General features: G+C 58.2%; 13 protein-coding genes and 1 tRNA gene. 1 reads left to right on the top strand and 13 read right to left on the bottom strand.

Features of this window, described 5'->3' with window-relative positions; translation table 11 throughout:
* Nucleotides 1-35: 35 nt before the first annotated feature.
* On the bottom strand, nucleotides 36-1,151 hold the full coding sequence (locus tag IE102_RS16875) for a TauD/TfdA family dioxygenase (protein ID WP_189488891.1): 1,116 nt from the start codon (nucleotides 1,149-1,151) through the stop codon (nucleotides 36-38).
* Between the two features lie 217 nt (nucleotides 1,152-1,368).
* Between IE102_RS16875 and IE102_RS16870 the strand changes: the two genes are divergently transcribed.
* Nucleotides 1,369-2,655 (top strand): MFS transporter, encoded by a 1,287-nt coding sequence (locus IE102_RS16870; protein WP_189488890.1) that lies wholly within the window; start codon nucleotides 1,369-1,371, stop codon nucleotides 2,653-2,655.
* Between the two features lie 39 nt (nucleotides 2,656-2,694).
* On the opposite strand, the gene IE102_RS16865 is transcribed toward IE102_RS16870, so the two are convergent.
* The 12 genes from IE102_RS16865 to IE102_RS16810 form a co-directional block, all read right to left on the bottom strand.
* Nucleotides 2,695-4,425 (bottom strand): calcium-binding protein, encoded by a 1,731-nt coding sequence (locus IE102_RS16865; RefSeq protein ID WP_189488888.1) that lies wholly within the window; start codon nucleotides 4,423-4,425, stop codon nucleotides 2,695-2,697.
* 185 nt (nucleotides 4,426-4,610) lie between these two features.
* Entirely contained in the window at nucleotides 4,611-5,972 is a 1,362-nt protein-coding gene (locus IE102_RS16860; protein ID WP_229807837.1) for a pectate lyase family protein, read from the bottom strand.
* Between the two features lie 30 nt (nucleotides 5,973-6,002).
* A complete protein-coding gene (locus tag IE102_RS16855; protein WP_189488886.1) occupies nucleotides 6,003-6,893 on the bottom strand; it encodes a rhamnogalacturonan acetylesterase in 891 nt (296 codons plus the stop codon).
* Entirely contained in the window at nucleotides 6,893-8,200 is a 1,308-nt protein-coding gene (pelA, locus tag IE102_RS16850) for a pectate lyase (RefSeq protein ID WP_229807836.1), read from the bottom strand. The genes IE102_RS16855 and pelA overlap by 1 nt, the downstream gene beginning before the upstream one ends.
* Nucleotides 8,201-8,218: 18 nt before the next feature.
* On the bottom strand, nucleotides 8,219-11,302 hold the full coding sequence (locus tag IE102_RS16845) for a sugar-binding domain-containing protein (protein ID WP_189488883.1): 3,084 nt from the start codon (nucleotides 11,300-11,302) through the stop codon (nucleotides 8,219-8,221).
* A gap of 4 nt (nucleotides 11,303-11,306) precedes the next feature.
* The gene (locus IE102_RS16840) at nucleotides 11,307-12,275 is read right to left on the bottom strand and encodes a pectinesterase family protein (RefSeq protein WP_189488881.1); all 969 of its coding nucleotides are present in this window, start codon (nucleotides 12,273-12,275) and stop codon (nucleotides 11,307-11,309) included.
* Between the two features lie 16 nt (nucleotides 12,276-12,291).
* Nucleotides 12,292-14,919, bottom strand: coding sequence for a glycoside hydrolase family 3 protein (locus tag IE102_RS16835; protein WP_229807835.1), 2,628 nt, complete (start codon nucleotides 14,917-14,919; stop codon nucleotides 12,292-12,294).
* A 10-nt stretch (nucleotides 14,920-14,929) separates the two neighbouring features.
* Nucleotides 14,930-16,573 (bottom strand): family 43 glycosylhydrolase, encoded by a 1,644-nt coding sequence (locus IE102_RS16830; protein WP_189488879.1) that lies wholly within the window; start codon nucleotides 16,571-16,573, stop codon nucleotides 14,930-14,932.
* Between the two features lie 21 nt (nucleotides 16,574-16,594).
* Nucleotides 16,595-17,839: a pectate lyase family protein gene (locus IE102_RS16825; protein ID WP_229807834.1), complete on the bottom strand. Its 1,245-nt coding sequence runs from the start codon at nucleotides 17,837-17,839 to the stop codon at nucleotides 16,595-16,597.
* Nucleotides 17,836-20,223 (bottom strand): glycoside hydrolase family 95 protein, encoded by a 2,388-nt coding sequence (locus IE102_RS16820; protein WP_189488877.1) that lies wholly within the window; start codon nucleotides 20,221-20,223, stop codon nucleotides 17,836-17,838. The genes IE102_RS16825 and IE102_RS16820 overlap by 4 nt, the downstream gene beginning before the upstream one ends.
* 222 nt (nucleotides 20,224-20,445) lie before the next feature.
* Nucleotides 20,446-23,799: a TonB-dependent receptor gene (locus IE102_RS16815; protein ID WP_308429941.1), complete on the bottom strand. Its 3,354-nt coding sequence runs from the start codon at nucleotides 23,797-23,799 to the stop codon at nucleotides 20,446-20,448.
* Between the two features lie 449 nt (nucleotides 23,800-24,248).
* A tRNA-Arg gene (locus IE102_RS16810) sits at nucleotides 24,249-24,325 on the bottom strand.
* Between the last annotated feature and the right edge of the window lie 20 nt (nucleotides 24,326-24,345).

The following is a 24,345-nucleotide window of genomic DNA, read 5'->3' as shown; positions in this document are numbered from 1 at the left end:
ACCATGGTCCGGGATATCGGTTATCTCTAATGCGATCAACCGTGGTCGGCCAGCAAACGCGGCACCGGCGCATCCTTGATGCGGAAGAAGCCCTGATCATCGACTGTCTGGCCTTCGCGGGGCTTATGACGGACCTGAACCACACCGTTCTTGCCGAAGCCGTCGATGACCGGACGGTCGCCCTGACGGCTCAGCCACAGCCGCAGCAGGTGGCGGCGGCGCTGGGGTTCGGGATAGTCGTAGAATGTCGTGCGGGCATGAAGCGCCGCGTAGTTCGACAGCCACTGGATATCGCCCGGACGGAAATCCATCTCGATGGCCATGCCGGGCTCATAGGTGATCTTATCAAACAGCTCCAGCACTTCGATCTGCTCTGGCGAAAGCTTGGGGACACCCTCATATTCCTGCGCGGTTAGGATATAAAGTGATCCGGCATACATCGAAAACACACCGTCAGTCAGGTCGATGATCGGCGAGGTATAGGTATCGGCAGGCGCGTTCTTGTCCTGACGGCGCCAGTCCCAGTGATAGGGCTGAAACAACAGTGGCGCCAGATCCGGACGGCGGCGCAGGATCTCGTTATAGATCTCAGCCCCCGACACCAGACACGACGCCCCGCCTTCCTTGGCAGGTCGCAGGCACATCAGCGACACCACATCCGACGAATCCGAATGGAACACCAGATAGTCACGCACCTTGGACGACTTGGCGGTCGGATCGTCCATGGTCTTATCCGACGTGGCATAGACGGAATCGATCAGATCGCCCTTTTCGTTCTGGCGGATCGGATCGCCCATGTGCAGGCCCAGAATGTAATAGATGGCCGCCGACAAGGCATCGGAATAGAGGTGAGTTTTCAGCCCGCGCACTAGCACAAAACCGCGCCCGGAATCGACATCGCGGCCCCATTCCTTAACCGCCTCGGCACATTCGACCAGCGGGTATTCTTCCTTTTGCACATAGCGCAGGTCAGGGTCAGCCTCAACAAAGCGCGCGCCTAAGACTTCAAGCTCAGCGATCTGGGCGTCGGACAGCATGTAGACCCATGAATCGCCCTTTGACAGCACATCCCCGCGCCAGGCCGCTGAGGTGGTGATTTCTTTGAGTTCGAGCGGCTTTGCGCCCTCTGTCGTGGATACGGCAATATTCATTGGTTTAACCTGCAACTGGCGTGGACATCAACTAAACCGACCGTATCAAAGGTCGGCCTGCGCTTCTTGTCCGCGCGGGCATGATTATTTGATCAAAACCGACTGTGTGCGCCTAGGGGCAAGCTCAGGTGTGGATGCGGTCAAATCTTATGGCACCTGACATCAAGACCCCGCCCGCCACCTGTGGATAACTACCCTCACATTACGGGAGCGCGTCATGGCAATCATCAGCGAGACGGCAATGGCGGCAGACGCCCCGGCCGAGGCGGCATCTGATCTTGGCCGCACCCAGAAAAAAGTCCTGCTGGCGGCCACCATCGGTGCGTTCGTCAGCCCGACTCCGGCGCTTTTGACGGTGTACGGCATTGTCATGGTGCCGATCGCGCAGGAATTTGGCTGGCCCCGGGCGCAGGTCGCTGGCGTCCTCAGCATCGCCGCCCTGTTGTCCGCCATAACCCTTATTCCTCTGGGCTGGTTGCTCGACCGGATCGGACCACGCCGGATCGTTCTGTTCGGCATCACGACCTTTGCCGCCGCTATGGCGGCGTTTTCCTTGGCCCCGCCGCAGGTCGGACCGTACTATGCCCTGTTTATCACCACCGTCTTTTTCGGCACTTTTACCACTCCGATTATATATAGCCGCGCCATCGCCGGCTGGTTTGAAAAAGGCCGTGGTGCCGCCTTGGGGTTTTCCGCAGGCATAGGCAATGGCGCAGGCGCCACACTTATTCCCATACTGGCGGGGGTGTTGCTGACCTATTATGGCTGGCGGGTTACCTATCAGGGGGTGGCGCTTTTGGTATTTGCGCTCGGCTTTCCGATCGTCCTGACCTGTCTGCGCGACCCACCGCTGCGGCCGCAGATGTCAAAAGACGCCCCCGTACCCGTCGACGGCCTGACCTTTTCTGAGGCCATGAAAACCCGGACGTTCTGGCTGTTGGCCATAGCGGTAGGCTTATGCGCGGCTTGTCTTACGGCCATGTTCACCCAGATCGTACCGGTGGCGATGTCACGCGGCCTGACGCTCACCCAAGGCGTCATGGTGATCACGGTCTTTTCGATGACCTGCGCCTTGTGGCAATGGGCGATGGGGTTTCTGCTTGATCGTATCAAAGGCGCGTGGATTCTGGCGCCGTTTTATGTTCTGGCGGCCGCAGGGTTACTGCTGTTGCAATACGGCGAAGGCACGCCGATGCTTATTCTGGCGGGCATACTGATGGGGTTGGGGCTTGGGGCCGAATACAGCGCTTTGCCGTTACTTGTATCGCGCTATTTCGGGCTGCGCAGTTACGGGCGCATCGTCCTTACGATCTATTCGGCCATCGCCATCGTGCGCGGTATCGTTCCGCTCATGATGAACCTGCAATTTGACGCCACCCAGTCCTACGGTCTGGCCCTGCATGTCATTCAGGCCATTCTGATCGTCGCAGCCTTGAGTTTATTTGCCTTACCTGCGCGATCGTCCTTACTCACCGCAACCGAACTCTCATCACGGGATAAATAATAAGCCCCCCAAAGACGCCCTGCCCCGCAGGCTCAAAACTCAAACGAACATGAAATCCGCAGCCGTCAGGGTCGGCGTATTGAGCAGGAACGCGATAACATTGGCTCCGCTTCCACCCGTGCCATCAACATCATACCACAGGGCTTTGGTCGCGGTATCAAAATAGAAGGTCGCCGTCTGGGCCACAGGCTGTACGCCTGCCCCTTGGCGCAGGCCAATCCCCTCTGTCAGAGTAAACCCTGCCGGAATATTAAATAATGCCCCTTCGACGACAAAACGGTCCCGTTCAGTGGCGCTGAAGTCATAAATGCGGTCCGCCAGTTCAGTGCGTGAATTATAAAAGAAATAATCCCCCCCGGCACCGCCCACCAGTTCGTCTTCGCCCGCACCACTGACGAGGAAATCACCGCCCTCCCCGCCTTCAAGCACGTCATTGCCCACTTCTCCAAAGAGAGTATCAGCGCCGCTTTGGCCATAGATGCGGTCATTGCCCGCCCCGCCGTAAAGATAATCGCCCCCCTCTTCGCCGAACAGAACGTCAATCCCTTCCTGACCATACAGGGCATCGATGCCGTCGCCACCGACCAGGGTGTCATTATCCAGTTCACCAAACAGGGTGTCATTGCCCTGACCGCCATATAGACCGTCATCACCAAGCCCGCCAATAAGCATATTATCGCCGCTGTTGCCCGTTACCGTATTGGCCGCTGAATTACCAATGGCTGTACTGTTCGCGTTTCCAGTCAGGGTAAGGTTTTCGACATAGGCTGACAGGTTATAGCTTATCGACGACAGCACCGTGTCAATTCCGCCGTAGGTGCCATACAACTCCTCCACCACATCACCGGCATTATCAACCACATAAATATCCGAACCGCCGCCCCCGATCAGCGTATCCGCACCCGCCATGCCGTCCAGGCGGTTATCGCCTTCGTTGCCGGTTATGGTGTTGTTAGACGCATTGCCGGTGCCGTAAACGTGGAGATAACCTGTAAATTCCAGATTCTCGAAATGCTCAGACAGGGTAAAATCGATACTACCGACAATAACTGTATCTATGCCTTCGTTTGCCGCTTCGGTTATGACAAGACCGCTGTAATAGTAATATTTATCATCACCGGCGCCTCCGATATAGGTGGCGCTCTGAACGGTTCGTGCATAGGCCGTCTGGAAGGTATCATTACCCTCATTACCGTAAGCGATCACTATGCCGCCGCCGACTTCGATAAAGTCGTTACCTTCGCCACCATACACGGTCGCATGCACACCGCCATTAACCCACATCATATTGATGCCATCGTTGCCGGCACCGCCGTTAATCACCTGAGTCCCGCGGACAATGACCTCAATACGATCATTGCCATCGCCGCCGTCTATGTTCCCGGATGAAAATACATGGTCATTGCCTGCGCCCCCCGAAGCGTAAAAGGCATAGCTTCCGCCTAAAATGACATCATCGCCATCCTCGCCGTAGAGAACATTCTGCCCACCGCTGTCGTTGACATAGTCACCCACGATAGTATCATTTCCAACGCCACCATAGATGGTGTCATCCCCCTCATAACCATACAGAAAGTCATTTCCGGCCCCGCCATAGAGGGTGTCATTGCCGCTATTGCCGCTGAGCTGGTCATCATCATCGCCACCATCGATGATATCGTTGCCCCAACTGCCGCTAAGAGTATCCTTCCCGCCCAGTCCATTGATAGTGTCGGCGTCGCTGGTACCCGTATAGGTGTCATCCCCAGCGGTTCCGGTATAGGTGGCCATGTCAGCATCTCCTCACTTCAACATTTGGAAGAGCCAGCAGACCACCACAAAAATCGTGGTTATGCCTAAGCGCAAAAGCCCCCATTAAAGTGAAATATTACCGATTTACCGACCTATTTCAAGTTCGTCGAACATCTCTTCCAGCAGCCTTTACAATAGCATAAGACGTTTGATCCGCATCCGGATCATTTGGTGCCCCTCAATGACGCCCAACCCGCCTTGGGTGACATGTCGTCAAGGTTCCAGTCGGCATCGACGAACGGGGCTGAGGCCGGCTTATATTTCGGATAGCCGCTGGACTCGGCTTCGCTATCGATGATCTTGCCGCGCCCTTCGGCCACGTCTGAGATGATCTTGAAGTCGATCGGATCGCGCGCCCACGGCCGCATACCGGCACTGACATAGATCGCGTTTTCCAGTTTGGCCGCCGGAACAATTCGGATATCGGCGGGCAGATAGGGCGTCTTGGCGGTCAGTATCTTAGCGCCCGACGCCGTATAGCGCCCGGTCTGAGGCAGTTTGTTGCCGTTTTCATCAGCGGCAATATTGTCCTTAAGATACAGGCTGACATCGCCTGAGCCGCCCAAAGCAAACAGAGGCACGCCCGGACGGGTATCAGACCCGGCGCGGTAAACATTGCCTATCAGGGTGATGATCCCGGTCTGGGGTGCCACCTCACCCCACTCATGGGCGATCAGGTTATAATGCACCGCCTTACCGCCCGGATTGTGGATCAGGTTGTTGACGATAGCGACATGGGCCCCGCCCTTGATCAGGGGGCTGCGTTCCTCATTGGAATTATAGAGATTGCCATAGATCAGAATTTTCTCAGCATTGTCGTGGATCAGGGTGCCCTTGGAATGCTCGCCCTTTTCGTGGACGGAGTTGGCCAGCCCTTCGGCAATGATGTTGTGGCTTAAGGTAACGCGGTTGGAGGTGCCTTTGCGCCACTCATCCGGCGTGGCCCCTTCAAAGCGCGGGCCCGACGCCGACAGGTTCTCATCGGTCGCCCATGAGAACGAGCAATGGTCGATGATGACATTATAGGCGCTGCGCGTTGACAGGCCATCAAGACCGCCACTGCGTGGGGCCTTATCATTGGCACCGGGGCGGATGGCGACGTGTTGCAGGATTACGTCATGGGTGGCGATCCCAAACTCGCCGCGTACAAAGGTGATGCCGGGATTGGGCGCGGTCTGACCCGCTATGGTCACATAGGGTTTAGCGATGCGCAAAGTGGCGCCTTTGAGGTCGATCACCCCGCCGACTTCAAAGACGATGATGCGCGGGCCATCAGCCGCAATCGCCTCGGCAAACGATCCGGGCCCGGTAGCCTCAAGGGTGGTGACGCGGATAATGCGTCCGCCTTGACCGCCCTTGGTGTCGGCGGCCCAGCCCTTCACATCGGCGCTTGTCTGGCTGAGGTCATGGTCCTCAGTGAAAGCGCGCGCCGGTTGCGATGGTGCGGTGGCGGCAAAGGCAGCCCCTGTGAGCAGCAGGGCCGCACATCCGGCCAGACTTAAAAGGGATCTCATATGTTTGGGCATGGTAACCTCCAGTATTTTATTGTTATAGTTTTATGGGATCAGGTCGCGGCGCAGATCCGGCACGGCGGCCGCCAGTTCGCGGGTGACAATAGTGGCAAAAAAGTCCGCCCCGTCACGGCCCAGATGGGTGTAGTCAAAGCTCAGTTTCGCCTGTCCCATGGGTTCCAGTGAAACACGGATTTGCGCTTCGGTCATCGGCGGCGCATTAGGGGCCGGCGCAACCCCGGTGGAACCGGCAATCGTCGTGCCGGTCTTTCCGGCCTCCAGCACCTGTGCCGACGGTGGTTTCTGAGCAAACTTCATGGCCTCAGCCGCACCCATGGCCTGCACAGCTTCCTGTGAGCGGGCATAGAGATCAACCAGCGGCACGTTCATCTCTTTCGCCACCGCGCGGGTGGCTTCGGCCCACGGCCCCAGATCGTTTTCAACCTTACCGTCTTTGAAACCGCGTCGCGTCAGGGGTGTCACCAGCACCGGAATGGCACCGGCGGCGCGCACCTCATTGACATAGGCCGCCAGATTTTGCGGGAACTCCGTCGCCAGATCGGTGGATCGACCCGGCTTACCCGGCTGATCATTATGGCCAAACTGGATCAGCACATAGGTTTTGGCAAACCCGCCCGATTTCATTTCGGCCAGAGCGATATCCCACGATCCTTCGGCGCGGTAGTTAAAGGTAGATCGCCCGCCGCGCGCCAGATTGACGCACGCGGTAAACGACGTCAGGTGATAACCGCAAAAGCTGGGGCCCCAGCCGCCGACCACCGCCGTCGTCGAATCCCCGACCAGAACGATCTTCTTGGCGGTGATTTTCTTAACCTGAGCGCGGGCCTCAGAGTCGGTTAGTACGGGCGGTGCGGCGGGTGTTTGGGCCACTGCCCCTCCGGCATACAGGGCCGCCAGTAGAATGAGCCACTTCATCACTTCACCCCCGGATGTTTGGCGCGCCACGTTTCATAGGCCTCAATGGCCTTTTGGGGGGTGGTCGAGAACCAGGCATAGCCGTTGCGACGTCCGGCGCTGACATCATCGACGGTGTCGAAAATCTGCTTGGAACGGTCGCTGAAGATCGGCTTGAAGGTTTTCATGTCGTAGTAACGCGACCACAGCGGCGGGGCATCGGCTTGCGCGTGCAGACGGCGGCCATCGTCACCCTCGACGCGCTTAAAGACATAGCCATCGATCTTGAGCTGTTTCAGCATGGCCGCACCGGCATGGATGGCCTTGACCTCTTCCGGCGACGGATCGGGACGCTGCATCAGATACATCAGGATACCGGCACTTTCGGTCGAGGACAGCGACGGCGGCTCATAGTTACGCGCCGAGGTCGGCTGCCCGGTTAGCGGATCATACTGCTGCGGCCACAGGGTCAGCTTACCGTCGATCACCACCTGCCCGGCCAGCAGAGCCTTAAGGCCTGCCTGCTCGGCGGCGCGGGCACGGGCTTTCAGGGCGTCAGGCAGAAACGCGAAATTCCCCTTCCCCGCCCCGGCATCGCGCATCAGGCTTATGACGCCTTCCATAGCGTTGTCGTTGAGGGTGACCATGTCATGATAACCGCCTTGCAGCGGCCAGACCTGCGGCCAGCCACCGTTGGGAAACTGAGCGGCCAGCAGGTACTCGATCCCGCGCACAATGCTGTTCTGATAAGGGGCGGCCCGGTCCGGATTCTGGGCGGCCACCCGCGCCAGATAGCGAATTTCGGTGATGGTCGCGCCATTGTCGGTCGTGCCGACATAGCTCCATTTGTCGATCAAAGGCCGGTCGAAATTGGCCGGATCGTTGACGCGACCCTCGTTGCCACCCACATAGGCCTGCCCCTTTTGACGCGGCGGGACGTTATAGGGCTGGTTCTTGCCCCAGCCACCTGCGGGGGTCTGGTAGCTGATGATCGAATCCGCCACAGCGCGCGCCTCTGGGGTTTTATACCACGCGGCCTCGGCCTTAAGCGGCATGGTCGCCTCACCATTGCCGGTCGCCGGTTCCGCCGGAATAGCGGTCAGACCCTTACGCTCAGCCATTAACGCGTCCTGATCGGCGGTCATCTGCGCTTTGGACCGCGCCAGATAGTCGAGCCAGACTTTAGACTGCGGGCCGGCCAGTTCGGTGATGCGGGCCTCATTGAGCGGTGGCGACGGCACGTTCATGCCGATTTCCTTGGCCTGCGCGCTGGTCAGGAAGGCGGCGGCCATGAGGGCGGCCAGTGACGGTACGATATATTTTTTCACGATAGTCTTCCCTGTGTTCTAAACACTAAGCCAGTTGATGGCGTTGATTAACAGCCGCGTTTGCAGTGGCGCGACCATGTCCGGCAGACGATGAACCATGACCTTCATGGCATTTTTTTGCACTACAAAGGTCGCCGCGCCATTGTGGCGGTCGTGGTCGCGACTATAGGCAGCGATAACCTCGATATTGTCTCCGTCGATAATCAGGCCATTGGACGGCTGGCCTTCGATCTGATGGAATACCGAAGTCGCCTGATCGACCGGCAGACCGTCGAAAATGGCGTGGGCGCGCAGGTAGTTCCAGTTGCCCATCCACGGCGCACGTAAGTTGCCGACCGCCCCGGAATAGCCGAACAACCCCAGTGCCGACAACTGCTTGGCCACCCCGTCGGCCAGACCATCTTCGGGCACATAGGCCATAAGTGGCGTACCGGATTTGACGGCGGTCAAGACATCAGCGGGCAATTCCCCCAGCACCAGTTTCGGCTTTTCATCTTTGCTGGGCTGGGCCTCAAGACCGGTCTGTTCGCCGATCTGGCGGCGGGCGATCTCATCGGCTTTCAAGCCCGACGCGATGATGGCGTCATATTTGGCCCCGGCTTTGAAATCCTCAAAGGTCACCCCCTTAATCGCCGTCAACTGATCGCGGAAGGATTTCGACACACCCGACAGACCGATCCGCACAGGTTTTGCGAACGCGGGTTTGGTATCCACCACCCATATCTCGCGCACAAAGGACGGATGGCCCTTAAGCTCGATCTGGATCTTGTTCAGCCCCGGTTTGGTCAGGGCCGGTATTTTGACGCTTTCGGCCAGCAGGTAGCGGTATTGATCGCGGGCATGGGTTGGGGCGGCATAGCTGGCCATAGCGGTCGCCTTACCGTCCGGTTCAATCAGGCTCAGTTTCAATTCGCCGTGCAACTGCGCGTCGGTATCATTGAGCAGATAGATATCCAGTTCCGCCGCCTCACCGGCCGCGTAGACCAGCTTTCTTTGCTTAGCGATCGGTCGCACCGGCAACAGGCTTTGCTTGATCAGGTCGGGATTGGCTTTGAAATAGCGCAGATTATCGACAATGCCGGAATGGTTTTCGATCGCGGTGGTTTCCCAGCCGGAAATGGCGGCGACATCGACTTCATCGCCAATACGGATATTTTCCATATAGTTCTGCCAACCGTCGTAGACCTTGCGCCCGACCGATAAAAACAGGCTTTCGGTCGTCGGAAACGCCTTATGAAACCCCCATTTATCCAGATAGGCCGAAGTGTTTTCGACTATGACCTTGTGGTCCTCCAGGTCGTAGGATTTGCCCCCGCTGACCAGAATATCGGCCACCATCTTCACATGGTTGTCGGCGACCGCGCAGCCCTGCATTTCGCCAAATTCGACGATGAAGGGCTTGCCCGTCTGGCGATGGACATAGTCGTCCTTGTTGACGTAAAAGCGATCATACCACTGATCGCCCGCGGCCTGATGCTCAACCCACCAGCCGCCCCATGGTTCCACGTCTGAGCGGTAATAATGGTCGTTATAGGCCAGATACATGGCTTGCGCGGCGCCGCGTTTAACAAAGCCGTCATTGAGGATGACAGTGCGCGACGGGTCGGTATCATGAATGGCTTTGAGCACCCGCTGCACATCAGGGTTTTGCAGATTGGCCCCGATCTCGTTTTGCAGGGTATAGTGGGCCAGCGACGGGTGCGACCGGAAAGTCTTGGCCATCGTCACGCATTTTTCAAACATGAAATCACGGCTGAACTGATCGGCCTCGGATAAGGTCTCGCCGGGTTTCAGGTCTTTGGCAATGGCGTGGCGGCCACCGCCGGGTTCCATCACCCGCATCAGGCCCAGTTCGTCCTGAGCTGTAAAGACATCGTGCTTACCGACATTGCGATGGGCATGCAGGCAGTTGAGGCCCAGAGCCTGCGCCGCCTCGACCTCCCGCCGGGACAGGGCCTTGGTCGGCCACATGCCGTTATAAGCCCAGTAGCCCCAGGAAATCGCCGAATAGAGCTTGATACGCTTACCGTTGAGCCGCAGCAGGGCATCGGTGCCGACGCCATCAACCACAAACCAGCGGAACCCAAAGCGCACGGTCTTTACGGAAGCATCCTTGCCTGCCGGCCATTCAAAGCGCAGGCGATAGAGGTTGCGGTTGTCCAGGTCCCACAGCTTGGCATCAGTTTTGGTGAGCGTGAATTTCACCACGGCACGGTTGCCGGTAATGTTGAGGCTATCGAGTTTGATATCAGCAGCCTGCGGCGTACCGTGGTCATCCAACAGCGTGATCTTGGGCTTGCCGGTTTTGACGGCCTTATTAAGCGCCACTTCCATATGGGCGGTGACGGTGCGGGCGTCGGGCGTGTTGAGAACCCACGCGTCCTCGATATGCGCCTCCAGCGGATGCACACTCAATGACATACCGCGATCCAGCCCGCCAAAGCCGTGTGAGGCAAACAGCTTCAGCTTGCCCCACATCATGGTGGTCGAGTCGCGCCAGTCATAGCGCCCACCCGGATTGGTGATGCGGATGGCCAGCCGGTTGGTCTGCCCTGGCTTCATGGCGGCGGTCAGGTCACAATCGATCGGCAGTTCCGACATGATCGAATAGCCGACCAGCTGCTCATTGAGGAACACTTCGGCTCGCAGACGCGCCCCGCGAATATGCAGCCGTACGTGCTTCCCCTTAGCCGAAGTCGGGATGGTGATATCGCGCCACCACCACGACACCCCGCGATAGGCGCCGTTTTGCGGCACATCGTCATCAGCGGCATAACGATATTCATCGCCGGTATAGGGCCGCAGGCCAAACCGGCCCCAGAAATACTGCTCGACCGTCGCGGGCAGGGTCACCGTGACTTCGGGTTTGAGCGCGCCCCACCCTCCGGTCGGCGGATTAATGGCCAAGGCTTTCAGGTTCACCTGCGACGGCAGAAAGATCACATCGTCCTTATAGGCCGCTTTTTCATCGATCCACAGATTCCAGCCTTCGTCGGGGATGTCTGTGCGGTTGGGTTCAGCAGCCTGACTGGCTCCTGAAAGTGTTGCGGCGGTTCCGACGGCGGCAGATGCGCCAAGGAAATGACGGCGGTTAAGGTTCATGGTTTTAACCTTCAATCCAGCTTGTATCTTTGAACACGGCCTTCAGCCGCCATTTCGCCGCCTGATCTGGTGTCAGGGACTTGGCCCAGAACACCCGCTGGCTCATATCGCCGCCTGGGCCGGTCGAATTAAACTCGGCATAGTGCGCCGTGGCATAGGTTTCAGTCTTACCCGGCGTCCATTCGCGCCAGCCTTCGGGATGGATGGCACCGTCGATTTGGGTATCGAGGAAAACCACCTGCGCATGAGGCCGCCACGCCCGCCCGAAATAATAATTCCCCGTCCCCGCCGTCGTGATGCGACAGTGGTCAAACACATAGGCCGAAATTTCCGTAGTGGCCGTACGGCTATGGGCGGTAATGAAGGCCGTGTCGCGTTTCAGCACATGCAGGTGGCAACGATCAAAAAACGCCAGCGCATTGCCGAAGATGAAATCGACATGGCCTTCGATATAGCAGTCCTTATAGTACTGGCGGCTGGGGTTATTTTTGTCTTTTGAGGCCGCGTACAGCGTGTCCTGCGCCCCCAGCAGTATGACCCGGTTCAGCACCGCCCGGTCGGCGGTCAGATAGAGCGCCACCGCCTGCGACGGATCGGCATCATGATTATAGTCATTGGATATGGTCAGGTTTTGCGCCCGAAAACCATCGCCGGTCACGGTGAAAGACGATGATTTACCCGTCCCCCCCGCCATCTTGGCACTGTCGCCCCAGACAATGACCGTATCGTCGGGCCGTTCGCCTTTACCGATAATATGGACATGGGGTTTAGAGAGCGTCAGCTTTTCGCGGTAGGTGCCTGCGGATAACTCAATCACCCCGCCGGTTGCGGGCAGGGCCTCAAACGCCGCCGCCAGAGTTTTGTGATCGGCAGGGACACGGATGACGGGACGGTTTTGCACTTGAGCCCACACGGAAGTAACCGGTGTCACCGCCGCCGCAAGGCCCCCTAAAACTAATCTGCGTGAGATCATGTTGAGCATTCCGTTCTTAAAAGGCTGGCAGGGTTTTGGTGCCGGACACGGTGATTGTGCCTTTGGCACCCGCGACATCCGGCAAAGGTTGACCACCGCCGACCCACAGATCAAGCGGCCCGGCCACCAGCACCCGTTCCCCCGCCTGATTGACGATGCTCATAGCCTTGGCGTCAATATTAAAACTGACGGTTCGGGTCTCACCGGCCTTGAGCGAGACCCGCTCAAAGCCTTTCAGGGCGCGAATGGGTGCATCGGCACCTGTGCGCGACACATAAAGCTGCACCACCTCATCGCCGTCCACCTTACCCGCATTGGTGACCTCGACACTGACGCGCACCGGCTGCCCCGCCTTGACCTTAGCGCGATCCAGTTTGAGCTTACCGTAGCTGAAGGTCGTATAGCTCAGGCCATGACCAAACGGATAGAGCGCTTCTCCCTTGAAATAGCGGTAGGTGCGGCCATCCATGTTGTAATCCTTGAACGGCGGCAACTGGTCGGCGGATTTGTAAAACGTCATGGGCAAACGGCCCGCCGGACTGAAATCCCCGGCGATCAGCTTGGCGACCGCATGGCCGCCCTCACCGCCCGGATACCAGGCTTCGATAATGGCGGGCAGGTTTTTGTCGGCCCAGTTAACGCTCATGGCACTGCCATTCATCAGCACCAGAACAACCGGCTTACTCGTCGCATGCAGACGCTCAATCAGCTTTTGTTGCGGTTCGGGTAAATCGAGGCTGGTGCGGTCACCACCGGCAAAACCGGGGGCCAAAACTTTCATTTCCTCGCCTTCGAGGCGGGCCGTCAAACCGGCGGCAAACACGATCAGATCGGCATCCTGCGCCGCCGCCATCGCCTTGGTATCATTGGCGCTGGGCTGGCTCCATTGCAGGCGATGATCGCCGCGTTCGCCCTTCTGAGCCGCTTCGATACGGATCTTATAGGTCTTGCCCGCCTCCAGCGGCACGGCGGTATCCGAGGTCGGCCAGGCGATATCCCAGACATCGGCAATCAGCTTATCGTCGATATAGACCCGGTATCCGGCATCGCCGGTATAGCGGAACCGATAACCGCCGGTCTCGGTCGGGCGGACATAGCCGCTCCAGCGCACCGAAGCCTCACGCGCCACACGGTCAGGCCAGCCCCAGCGGAACTGGGCATTGCTAACCGTGGTCGTGGCCACCGGCGTGCCTTCGGGCTTAGGGCCGCTAAAGTCTTCGAGCTTCAGCCCCGGCGTGGTGCAGGCCGCGTCCTGACAAAAGGCTGTGTCCGGCACATTCTCCAGCGGCGGCGCGACCCAGCCGGTGCCTTCAACAAAGGTGACTTCGGCATTGGGATAACGCGCCTTAAGGCCCGCATAGATAGTAACCGGCTTTGACGGCGTGCCGTTATAATTGCCGACCAGCGCCTCGACACTGTTGGCATTGGGGCCGATCACGGCAATGCGACGCGGATCGCCCTTAAACGGCAGCAGGCCATCGTTTTTGAGCAGCACCAGCGATTTTTCCGCCGTGTCCAGCGCCAGGGCGCGATGTTCGGGCGTGTCGTAATCGGTGGGTTTAATGCCCGCAAAAGGCCCGGTATAGGGCTTGTCCAGCAACCCCAGGCGATAGCGGATTTCAAACAGGCGGACCAAGGCTTGATCCAGTTCAGCCTCGCTCAGCAAGCCCTGTTTGACGGCATTGACGGTGGTTTGCGGATCGAAGGTTTTGTTGGCGGCAAAGTCGCAATTGAGGTCGGTGCCCGCCTTCCATGCCACAGCGATCGCCTCTTCCGGCGTTTTGACATAGGCATGGGAGGTCGGTAGATAAAAGTCAGCAATCGCCGCACAGTCAGAGACAATGTGGCCCTTAAAGCCCCATTCTGTTTTCACAAGATCGCGCATATAGGGCGTATAGCCGCAGGCCGGCACCCCATTGAGGGCATTATAGGCGCACATAATGCCCTCAACGCGGGCTTCGGTAATCGCGGCATGAAAGGCCGGCAGATAGGTGTCGATCTCATCGCGCTTTGACGGGTGGATGTCATCGAAATGGCGGTCAGCTTCGGGGCCGGAATGTACCGCCAGATGCTTTACGGTCGCTGCGGTTTTGGGATGCGCCGGATCAGGCCCCTGCAGGCCCTTGATGAAGGCCACCCCCATGCGTGAGGTCAGATATGGGTCTTCGCCGTAGGTCTCCTGCCCCCGGCCCCAGCGCGGATCGCGGAAGATATTGACGTTGGGCGACCACACCGTCAGGCCCTGATAGCGCTTGGTGCTGCCATCCGCCGTTCGGAACCCAAGGTTCTTGGCACGAAATTCAGTGGCGATAACATCGGCCACGCGCTGCATCAGCGGCGTGTCCCAGGTCGCGGCCAGACCCACCGCCTGCGGGAACACGGTCGCGTCGCCGGCGCGCGCCACCCCGTGCAGACCTTCGTTCCACCACTCATAAGCGGGCAAATCGAGACGGGGAACTGCCGCCGCGTTGTTCTGAATCTGAGCCGCCTTTTCTTCCAGCGTCAGGCGCGACACTATATCTTCCGCCCGCGCCTGCGGGGTCAAGGTCTGGTTCTGATAAGCCGCAGGCGTTTGCGCATACACTGGCACCGCCAGCGTCATCAACAGGGTCGAGGCCATCATTAGGGTTCGGATCGGAGTCATGGGCTTCACCTTACAACGCTCTGTAGGTGAAGTTTTTGAACCGGGCCTCGCCATTGCCCGCCGCATAGAAACCCGGTTTTAGCATAAGAAAGCCGCCGCGGACATTGTGATGATAGCCCGACACTTCCATGCCGCGGTCAAAGCGTTTCCAAGTCTTGCCGTCGGCGGAGGTATCAAAGGTCACGATGTGGCGGTCGTTGCGCAGACGCATGAACATGCGCTGACCATAGGGGTGGGCCGGTCGCCCGCGCTCAATGCCGTACTGGTGGGTGACGAAGTTCTTAGTGTCAAACCCAAGGCCGCAATAGAGTTTGGTGTCGTAAAACAGGATCAGACCCGCCCGCGCCCCGTCATCGATCTCGATCTCACATTCAATCTCATAGGCCGGATCGCCGACAATGGTGATCAGCGGCGCGCCCGTGCTTGGGGCTTCACCGGCGGCCTTGAGGTGCAGGACGCCGTTTTCCAGACGGATGCGATCACGCTCCCCGGCGGGCGGATTGAAGAAATTCCACTGGATGCCGTATTTGTCGGTTGAGAAATCATCCGAGCGGGCAATGCCGTGGGCGGGTGTAAAGCCATGCGGCTTGCCGCCTTTGGGCTTGGCGATCGGTTTTGACAGGTCGCCGCCGCCATAGTCAAACCAGCCGTCCTTAGTCCAGGTGATCGGGGCCAGAAGCGTCTGCCGCCCAAGCGTCCAGAAGCCATTTTCATAGCCATGATAGACGCTCCACCAATCGCCTGCGGGGCCTTCAACCAGAGTGGCATGGCCGCGCGACCACCATTTTTCCGACGCACTGACCGTGCGCACCAAAGGATTGCGCGGATGGTCTTCCCACGGGCCGTTGATCGACTTTGAACGGGCCGCGATGACCATATGGCCGGTCGGCGGGCCGGCTGTGCCGCCGACGGCGGTGATCAGGTAGAAATAGTCACCGTGACGGGTGATCTTCGGGCCTTCAGGAGCGAACCCCTCAACGATCCAGTCGGACGGATAGCGCCACGGCTTATAGACATTTTCCGGCGCACCGACGCGGCTTAGGCCATCATCCGACAGGCGCACGCGGTCGCCGCCCGACAGGAACAGCCAGCGCGAGCCATCTTCACCGACCGCATGACCGGGGTCAATATGGCCGGGCAGGTCAAGGTCGATAGGGTCGGACCACGGCCCTTCGATTTTGTCGGCCCAGATCACCCATGAGGTCGTTTTTGAATCTGGCGCCGTGGTCTTTTTGGTCGGGATATAGAGATAATACCGGCCCTTGTGCTTGATCAGTTCCGGCGCCCAGACCGAGCCGACGTTCTTGGTCAGGGTCGCCGTCACCGGCCGCCAGTTGACCAGATCCTTTGAGTGCCAGATCACCAGACCGGGATAGGCGTCAAAGGTCGAAAATGTCATGTAATAGTCAGGGTCGTCTTTTGGGCCGTCCTTCAGGATCGACGGATCGGGATGGTCACCGGCCATGATCGGGTTAAGGAAGGTGCCGTTGCCAAGGTCAGCCTTACGCTGCCCCTCGACGCCCTTGGCCCAGGTCAGTTCCGGCCCGCACGCCGTTTGAGGTGGTGTGGCGGCTTCAGCAGCCTTGGGCGCGCCAAATAAAAGTGCGCCAAGGCTGAATGATTTCAGGGCATTACGCCTGCTGGTTTCTGACATTTCCGGTTCCCTTGTTTCATTTTAGGTATGGTGGATCGGGTAGCCCCCGACCTCTTGTTCTGAATGGATAATCCGGCCCGTACCGGCTTTGGCTTGGGCTACAATACGGGCATCGATGGCGTCGCGCCGGTTGGGGCGTGCGCCGCAGGTCTTGTAAACGAAGTCTTCGACCGCCGTGGCCGGGTGGGCGTTGAGCCCCTGCGGCCAGAACACCTCCTTTGGCACCGAGCGGATAAAGGCTTTTGGCTTATACGTGTCACCGGTGTCATGTCCGTCGGGGCGAGCCTGATAATAGCCGATAATGGGCGCTGTGCGACCGTCTGCAAAGCTTGCGATATTATCCGCCGCATGCAGTCGCAGATCCCCCGCCCCGCCAAAGGTCAGCATGGCCAAACCCGCGCGCGTATCGGCACCACCGCGCATGACATTACCGCGCAAGATCATACCGCCGGGCTCAATCAGCCGCCCCGCCCACTGATCCTCGACCAGCGTATATTGCGCACACGTATGGCCCGGATTGACAAAGACATTATTGATGACCGCACACTGTCCGCCGCCCTTAACCAGCGGATGACGCTCATTATTATGGGCATAAAGATTGCCGTAAATAAGCACGCCGGTCACATTATCGTGCACCAGTGAGCCCATCGAATGGGGGCCTTTTGAGTGGCTGGCGTCATGCAGGGACTCGGCAATCAGATTATGGCTAAAGGTAATCCGGTGAGAGGTGTAGCGCCGCCAGTCATCAGGCTTTGCCCCCTCAAAGCGCGGGCCCGATGCCGACAGGGCCTCATCGACCGCCCAGGTAAAGCTGCAATGGTCGATGATGACATCATGCCCGCCGACAATGGATAGCCCATCCGGTTCAAACCCGCTGCCCTTGCCCATGCCCGCCGTACCCGGCCGCACGGCGATGTGGCGAATAATGACATCATGGGTGGCCACGCGCACACCACCCTTGATCAGGGTAATACCGGGATGGGGTGCCGCCTCGCCCGCTATGGTCAGGTACGGCTCACGGATATCGAGGGTGGTTTTATCAAGGTCGATCACCCCGCCTACGGCAAATTCGATCACCCGCGGGCCGGTGGCTTCAAGGGCTGCTTTGAGCGAGCCTTCGCCCGATGGATTGAGATTGGTAACGCGAAGCACGCGCCCACCCGCGCCACCGCGTGTGGCGGTATAGAGCGACGGCGCAGACGCCAGCACAGATCCCGCCACGGATAGGCTCATCGCCCCTGCCAAAAGACCGCGCCGGTGGATCATGTGGCCACCAACTTCATGCCGTCAAAAGCATAGACGGCACTCTGCCCCGCCCGTAGTTTGATATCAATGACCTGATTACCAAACACCAGACGGGTAGGTTCGCCCAGACGGCTGGTCAGGGTCACCCGTTCCGGCTTGCCGTCTTTCCAGCTCAGGTCGACACCGTAACCCGCCCGCGCCTGCAGGCCATTCACACTGCCTGTCGGCCAGGCCGAGGGCAGCGCGGGCAGGAGGATAATCTCATTATTATAGGACTGCATCAGCATCTCAACCATGCCGGAGGTGCCGCCAAAATTGCCGTCGATCTGGAACGGCGGATGGGCGTCGAACATGTTGGGATAGGTGCGCTCCGGCCCCAAAAGCAGCTTCAGGATGCTGTGGGTGCGCTCGCCCTCGCCCAGCCGCGCCCACAGATTGATGCGCCATCCAATCGCCCAGCCAGTCGACATATCACCGCGCAGATCAAGGGATTTTTTGGCCGCCGCCGCCAGCTCCGGCGTGCCGCGCGGCGTGATCTGGGTCGACGGATAAAGCCCATACAGGTGCGAGACATGGCGGTGGTGCATGTCGTGGGCGTCCATATCCCAATCGTCTTTCCACTCCTGAAGTTGACCGGCCTTACCGATTTGGTTTGGCACCAACTGGCCGCGCAGGGTTTTGATTTCCTTACGCAAAGCCGCATCGGTTTTCAGGATTTCGGCGGCCCTTATCGTATTGTCAAACAGGTCGCGGATGATCTGCATGTCCATGGTCGGGCCGGCACAGATCGAGGTGCCGAACTTATGACGGTTTTCCGGCGAGATTGACGGGGCCGTGACCATATAACCGCTGGCCGGATCTTTCACCAGCGTATCGACAAAGAACAGCGATGCCCCTTTCAGGATCGGATAGATTTCTCTGAGATACGCCTTATCGCGCCCGTAATCATAGCGATCCCACAGGTGCAAACACAGCCACGCTCCGCCGGTCGGCCACGTCCCGTAAAAGGCCGCATCGATGGGCGCCGTCGCGCGCCACAGGTCGGTATTGTGGTGCGTGACCCAACCGCGCGCGCCATACATGATCTTAGCCGTTTCGGCGCCAGTGACCGAAATATCCTTGACCATCGCAATCAGCGGATCAACCAGTTCCGGCAGGGCCGTCGGCTCTGCAGGCCAGTAGTTCATCTCGGTATTGATATTGATGGTGTATTTCCCACCCCACGGCGCTGAGGTCTTTTCGTTCCACAGCCCTTGCAGATTGGCGGGTTGCGTGCCGGGACGCGAACAGCCAATCAGCAGGTAGCGCCCGTACTGGAAATAAAGCGCCGCCAGTGCCGGGTCGTCCTGAGTTTGCGATTTGGCAATGCGTTCATTGGTCGGCAAGTCGGCAAATTCCGTCCGCCCGAAATCGACAGAGACACGATTAAACAGGCGCTGGTGCTCGGCCACATGGTCGCTCAGCAGGGTGTCATACGGTTTGGCCACGGCCGCGGCAATCTGGGCTTTGGTGATCGCGGTTGGATCGCCCGACACATCGCGGTAGGTCTTATAGTTGGTCGCCGCAGCCGAATAGATGACAACCTCATCGGCCTTCGTGACGACCAGTTCATCGACGCCCGTAGTCTGCTGGCCACCCTTGGCCACGACCCGCACCCGGTTTTCATATCTGAGCGCGCCGTCCTTGCCGTTATGAGGGCTGTTGCGGCCCGACAGGACGATCTCGTTCGGCCCCTCAACGGCTACCGCCGCCGCCATCGGCGTCTCAAAGCCAAGCTGAAACGAAATACTACCCGGTTTATCGGCGGTCAGGCGCACCACCAGAACCTGATCGACGGGGGAGATAAAGGCTTCGCGGGTATAGGTCACGCCGTTCTGACGATAGGTCACCGTCGATACCGCCCGCGTCAGGTCAAGGGCGCGCCGATAAGCGCTGGCGCTCGACGACGGGCCAAAGGTCAGGATCAGTTCACCGATCGTCTGGTACGACACCTGACGGATCGGATTGGCCATCATCCTAGCCTGAATCAGGGCCTGCGCCTCAAGGTACTGACCGTCAAAGATCAGCTTGCGCACCTCCGGCAGGGCAGTCAGCGCCTCCGGATTTGCCGGCTGGTAAGGCGCGCCGGCATAGAGGGTGTCCTCATTAAGCTGCAGCCGCTCGCGCGCCACACCGCCAAATACCATCGCCCCCAGACGGCCATTGCCCAACGGCAGAGCCTCAGTCCATTCGGTCGCAGGCGCCTTGTACCACAAGGTCAGATCACCCGGTTTGGCCGGGGTTCGTGGCTTAGGCGTCGCCTCAAACTTGGGCTCTGACTGGGCCAGAGCATAGGCCGGAATGGCGGTCATGCCCGCAAGCACAGCGGAAAACTTAAGGCCGGTTCGCCGGGTAATGCCTGCCATAGTGAACGCTCCGTGCGGACATAATACTAAAAAAAAGCGGACACCCTGAACAAAGGGTTTCAGGACATCCGCTCAGTCAGCCAGCTTGTGTCAAACTCAAATGAGACCAAACCCAAATGAGGCAACAACGGGGAGCTGGTTTCAAATAGCAAAGGCCGGGCAGGCCTTCGCATGGGAAGAAACGTATGCCCGGCACAACTTTCGCCGTGCCGGACAAAAGGCTTAGTACTTGAAACGCACGCCCAGGGTATAGGTCGGGCCGGTTGAGCCGTACTGGCTGACCACCGATTGTGAGGTCGTACCATAGGCGTAGCGGTTCGTGGTCTCATCGGTGATGTTCAGCCCTTCCAAGGTGATCGAAACCCCTTTTCTAGGCTTATAGCTCATCGAGAAATCGACATTGAGGGTATCAAGGCTGCCCGCAAAGTCGTTGATCAGTGGTGAGTTACACGGTGTTCCGTCCGCATTCAGACCCGGCGAGCAGGAGCCCGACGCCAGCGGATAGGTGGTGTAATAGCCTTCGCGCTGAGAGCCGGAGATACGGGCGCTGAACTTTTCGGTTTCGTAGTACAAGGTCAGGTTCATGGCATCAGGCGATGCCCCCAGCCAAGGGCCCTTGCCATAGGTCGGCGCCACAGTTGCCGTGCCCGGATCAAGGATATAGGTCAACTCAGAGTCGATATGGGTCGCATTGAACTGGATGCCGGTATTCTTGAAGTACCAGGGCAGGAAGGTGAAGTCCTGCTGGTAGCTGAATTCCCAGCCCTTGAGCGTGCCGCCCGGTGCATCACGGAACTGACGGGCGGTCGCTTCATAATTGCCGTCAATATAGGCCAGACGGGCATTGTCGGCGACGCTGCCCGTGTTAAACTGCTGCTTCAAGGCGTCTATGCCCTCAGCATCAAGGAAGGTGTTAAGCGGCGCTGAGAACAGAATGGTTTGCGGATAGGAGCCAATGTCCTTCTTGAAGTAAGCCAGCGATAGCAGACCGCCCTTGGCAAAATACCACTCGGCGCTGAAGTCGTAGGTATTGGCGCGGAATGGCGACAGTTTCGGGTTGCCGATGGTCAGCGTCGCCCCCGTTGTCGTCCCGGAAGTCCCAGGAATGGAGATCGCCGTGATAGATGGCGACAGGTTGCCCAGCAGCGGACGCGCCATCACCTTCGACGCCCCAAAGCGCAGATAGAAGTCGTTCATGACTTCCCACGCCAGGTTAAACGACGGCAAGGTGTCGGTATAGTTGTTCTCACCGGTAATCGGTCGACCCACCGAAGTGGTGCCATAAGAGGTGAGATCGGTTTCAACCTGACGTACGCCGATGTTGCCGAACATGTTGCGACCAAAGACATCGTAATCAAAGTTCAACTGACCATAGAAGCCTTGGGTTTTTTCGGAGACGCGGAAGTTTTCACGCCCGCCGTTACGCTTACCGTGTATCGTCCAGTCACCATATTCGTTGATACATCCGCAGGTGAAACCGAACACGGAATCAAAGGCGGTGATGCTGGGGGCAAAAAAGCTGGTCGACGTGCCCGCCGGCAGATCAAGCCCTTCGCCGAACTCAATGACCCGGCCCAGAGACGCAACGCTGACGCCCGCTTCTTTTTCGGTCGGATTCAACAGATCGTTTTCACGCTCAATCAGGTTGGTCTTGAAGGTAAACTCACGGGCAATCGCGCCGAACTTGAACGTCAGATGATCGTCAAAGTCGAAGGCAAAGTCTGCGCGCAGGCTTTCGTAGTCATTGGTGACAAAGCGCTGATAGTGGCGCATGCCGGAAAAGCCCTTGACGATGCCCCAGTTGGCCGCATTTGCCGCGTCAAAGCCAATATCAAACACCGGCATGGCCCCATCGCCACGCTCATCGAACGTGAAGGTTTCCGGGGCATCCATGCGGTTGAATTCAACCAGAAGCCCCTGATTCTTGTTTTCCGAACGTGAGCGGCCATAGGTGAAATCACCCCGGAAGCGGTCGGTAAATTCATGGGTCAGGTTGAACGACAACTGCTTGAACTCGGTCGTGTAGAAGTTCTGATCCGCCGCCGAGCGCCAGTCAACATTGCGCAGTTGCAAGTAGTCCGCCACGCCGTCTTCGACATTGGCCGCCAGCACGTCCACGCCCTGACGCCCGATCAACTGGTCGCGGAAATTTAAGCCATCGGGTGAATTGACATAACCCGGCGCACCGGCAACATTATAGTAGTCATACGGATCGAGGTTTTTGGGGTTATAGCTGTAGTTATAGCCGGGCACCAATCCGCCGCCATAAAAGCTCTGGCCGCAATCGATACCGGCGAGCAATGCCGTTTCCGGACGTGATGTACAGGTACCGGGATAGAGACCGCGACGGGTGTTGCGCGCCGTCGCCCCAGCCGCCGCCGTGTTGGCCGAAGTCGCATAACCGGCATTGGTGTTATCGCGGTTCAGACCGACCGAAGACACCTGATAGATGGTGCTTTCGTTCTTGAACTTAGAATAAAGCCCGTCGACCGTCAGGCGGGTCTTCGGCGTAATCTGCATTTGGAAGGCCGTGGTGATACCCAGACGTTCCTGATAGAGGTTCTGCTGCTCAATCGAACCCAGTGCCGGAATCCGCACCAGCGACGCGTTCATGTCACCATTCGCCTCCGTCGGATGCAAAAGCGCATAGGCTGCCGGATCTGAACCCGTCACCGCGTTTATATAGTTGGTGTTAGTGATCGCATCCGTCGTGGAAACCGTACCGTTCGGATTAGATGTGGTTGGGTTTGAAATGCTGTCCAGAAAGGTCGTGCCCACAGGTGCCGAGAAACCGGCACGGCGGGGATTTTCAAGCGTGGCCCAGGTCGAGTTACGGTATGTGTAATCGGACTGACCGGCCCCACGGCGATACTGATCGTTCTCAGCCGTGCGCTCGGAATAGGCGACCGAGGCGAGGAAGCCCAGACGACCATCGGCCCAGCGCTTGGACACCAGTCCAGTGAAGCGCGGATTGTGGGTCTTGCCGTTCTGATAATAGGCGTCCTGAAGCGAGAAGGCGAACTGATCGTCCTTATAGTCGAACGGACGGCCGGTTTGCAGGTCAACCGTGGCCCCCAATGAGCCTTCGTCGGTTTCAGCCGAGGCGGTCTTGCGCACCTTCAGCGAGTTAAACAGTTCCGACGCAAAGGTATTAAAGTCAAAAGAGCGCGAGCGGTTGGGGCTGGAGCCCGCATCATTGGCGCCGCCGGTTGACAGAGCCTCAAGGTTGTTGATGCGGACGCGGGTGAAGTCACCGCCTAAGCCCCGCACCGAGATGGATCGGCCTTCGCCGTTGTCACGGTCGATCGAAATACCGGGGATGCGTTGCAACGATTCGGCCAGGTTGGCATCCGGGAAGTCCGCAATGTCTTCGGCATTGATGGCATCCAGCATGACATCAGCTTTGCGCTTGACGTTCAAAGCACTTTGCAGCGATGCGCGATAGCCGGTAACCACGACCGTTTCGACATCATTTGCGGCTTCAGCCTCAGTCGCGTCCTGAGCAAAAGCCCCCGATGCCGCCGCCATAGTCATCATGGCCGCAATCGAAATACTGCAACGCAAAGCATTAGACACACTTCGCCCGTTGGTTCTTAAGTAATTCATTATGTCTCATCCCTGTTTGAGCCGCTTTGATTAGCCGCCCGTTGCCGTTTTATATTTTTTGGCCCGGTCATTTATTTTTTGATACCGGTGTCATTCGCATGAACAACACATCAAACCGAGCATGAATAAGATGGTAGCGTTATCTTTTTGGAATTGGCAAGGTCTAAAATATGACAATAGGGACATTTTATCGGTTAAATTGCCGCTTTATGGCCTTAAAACCACACAATTTTTCACATTTTATTTTATATTATAAAGATAGTTTTATATGTGAAATTTAACATTTTCAATTATTCGAATATTTGAAATGAGAATGCGAATACAATCACATTCCGTTATGTTTACTTTAGCTTTCTGCCAGCGCTGTCATAAAGCTTACCGCACAGCCAACAGAAATAAATTACCCTAAACAGGATAGTTGGCGACTCCGGAGGGATTCGAACCCCCGACCTCTGCTTTAGGAAAGCCTTGCTCTATCCGACTGAGCTACGGAGCCACGCGAGGTGGGCTTAGCAC

Source organism: Asticcacaulis endophyticus (assembly GCF_014652575.1).
Classification (GTDB): domain Bacteria; phylum Pseudomonadota; class Alphaproteobacteria; order Caulobacterales; family Caulobacteraceae; genus Asticcacaulis; species Asticcacaulis endophyticus.
The sequence above is the reverse complement of the archived record's forward strand: the minus strand, read 5'-3'. Positions and strand labels throughout refer to the sequence as shown.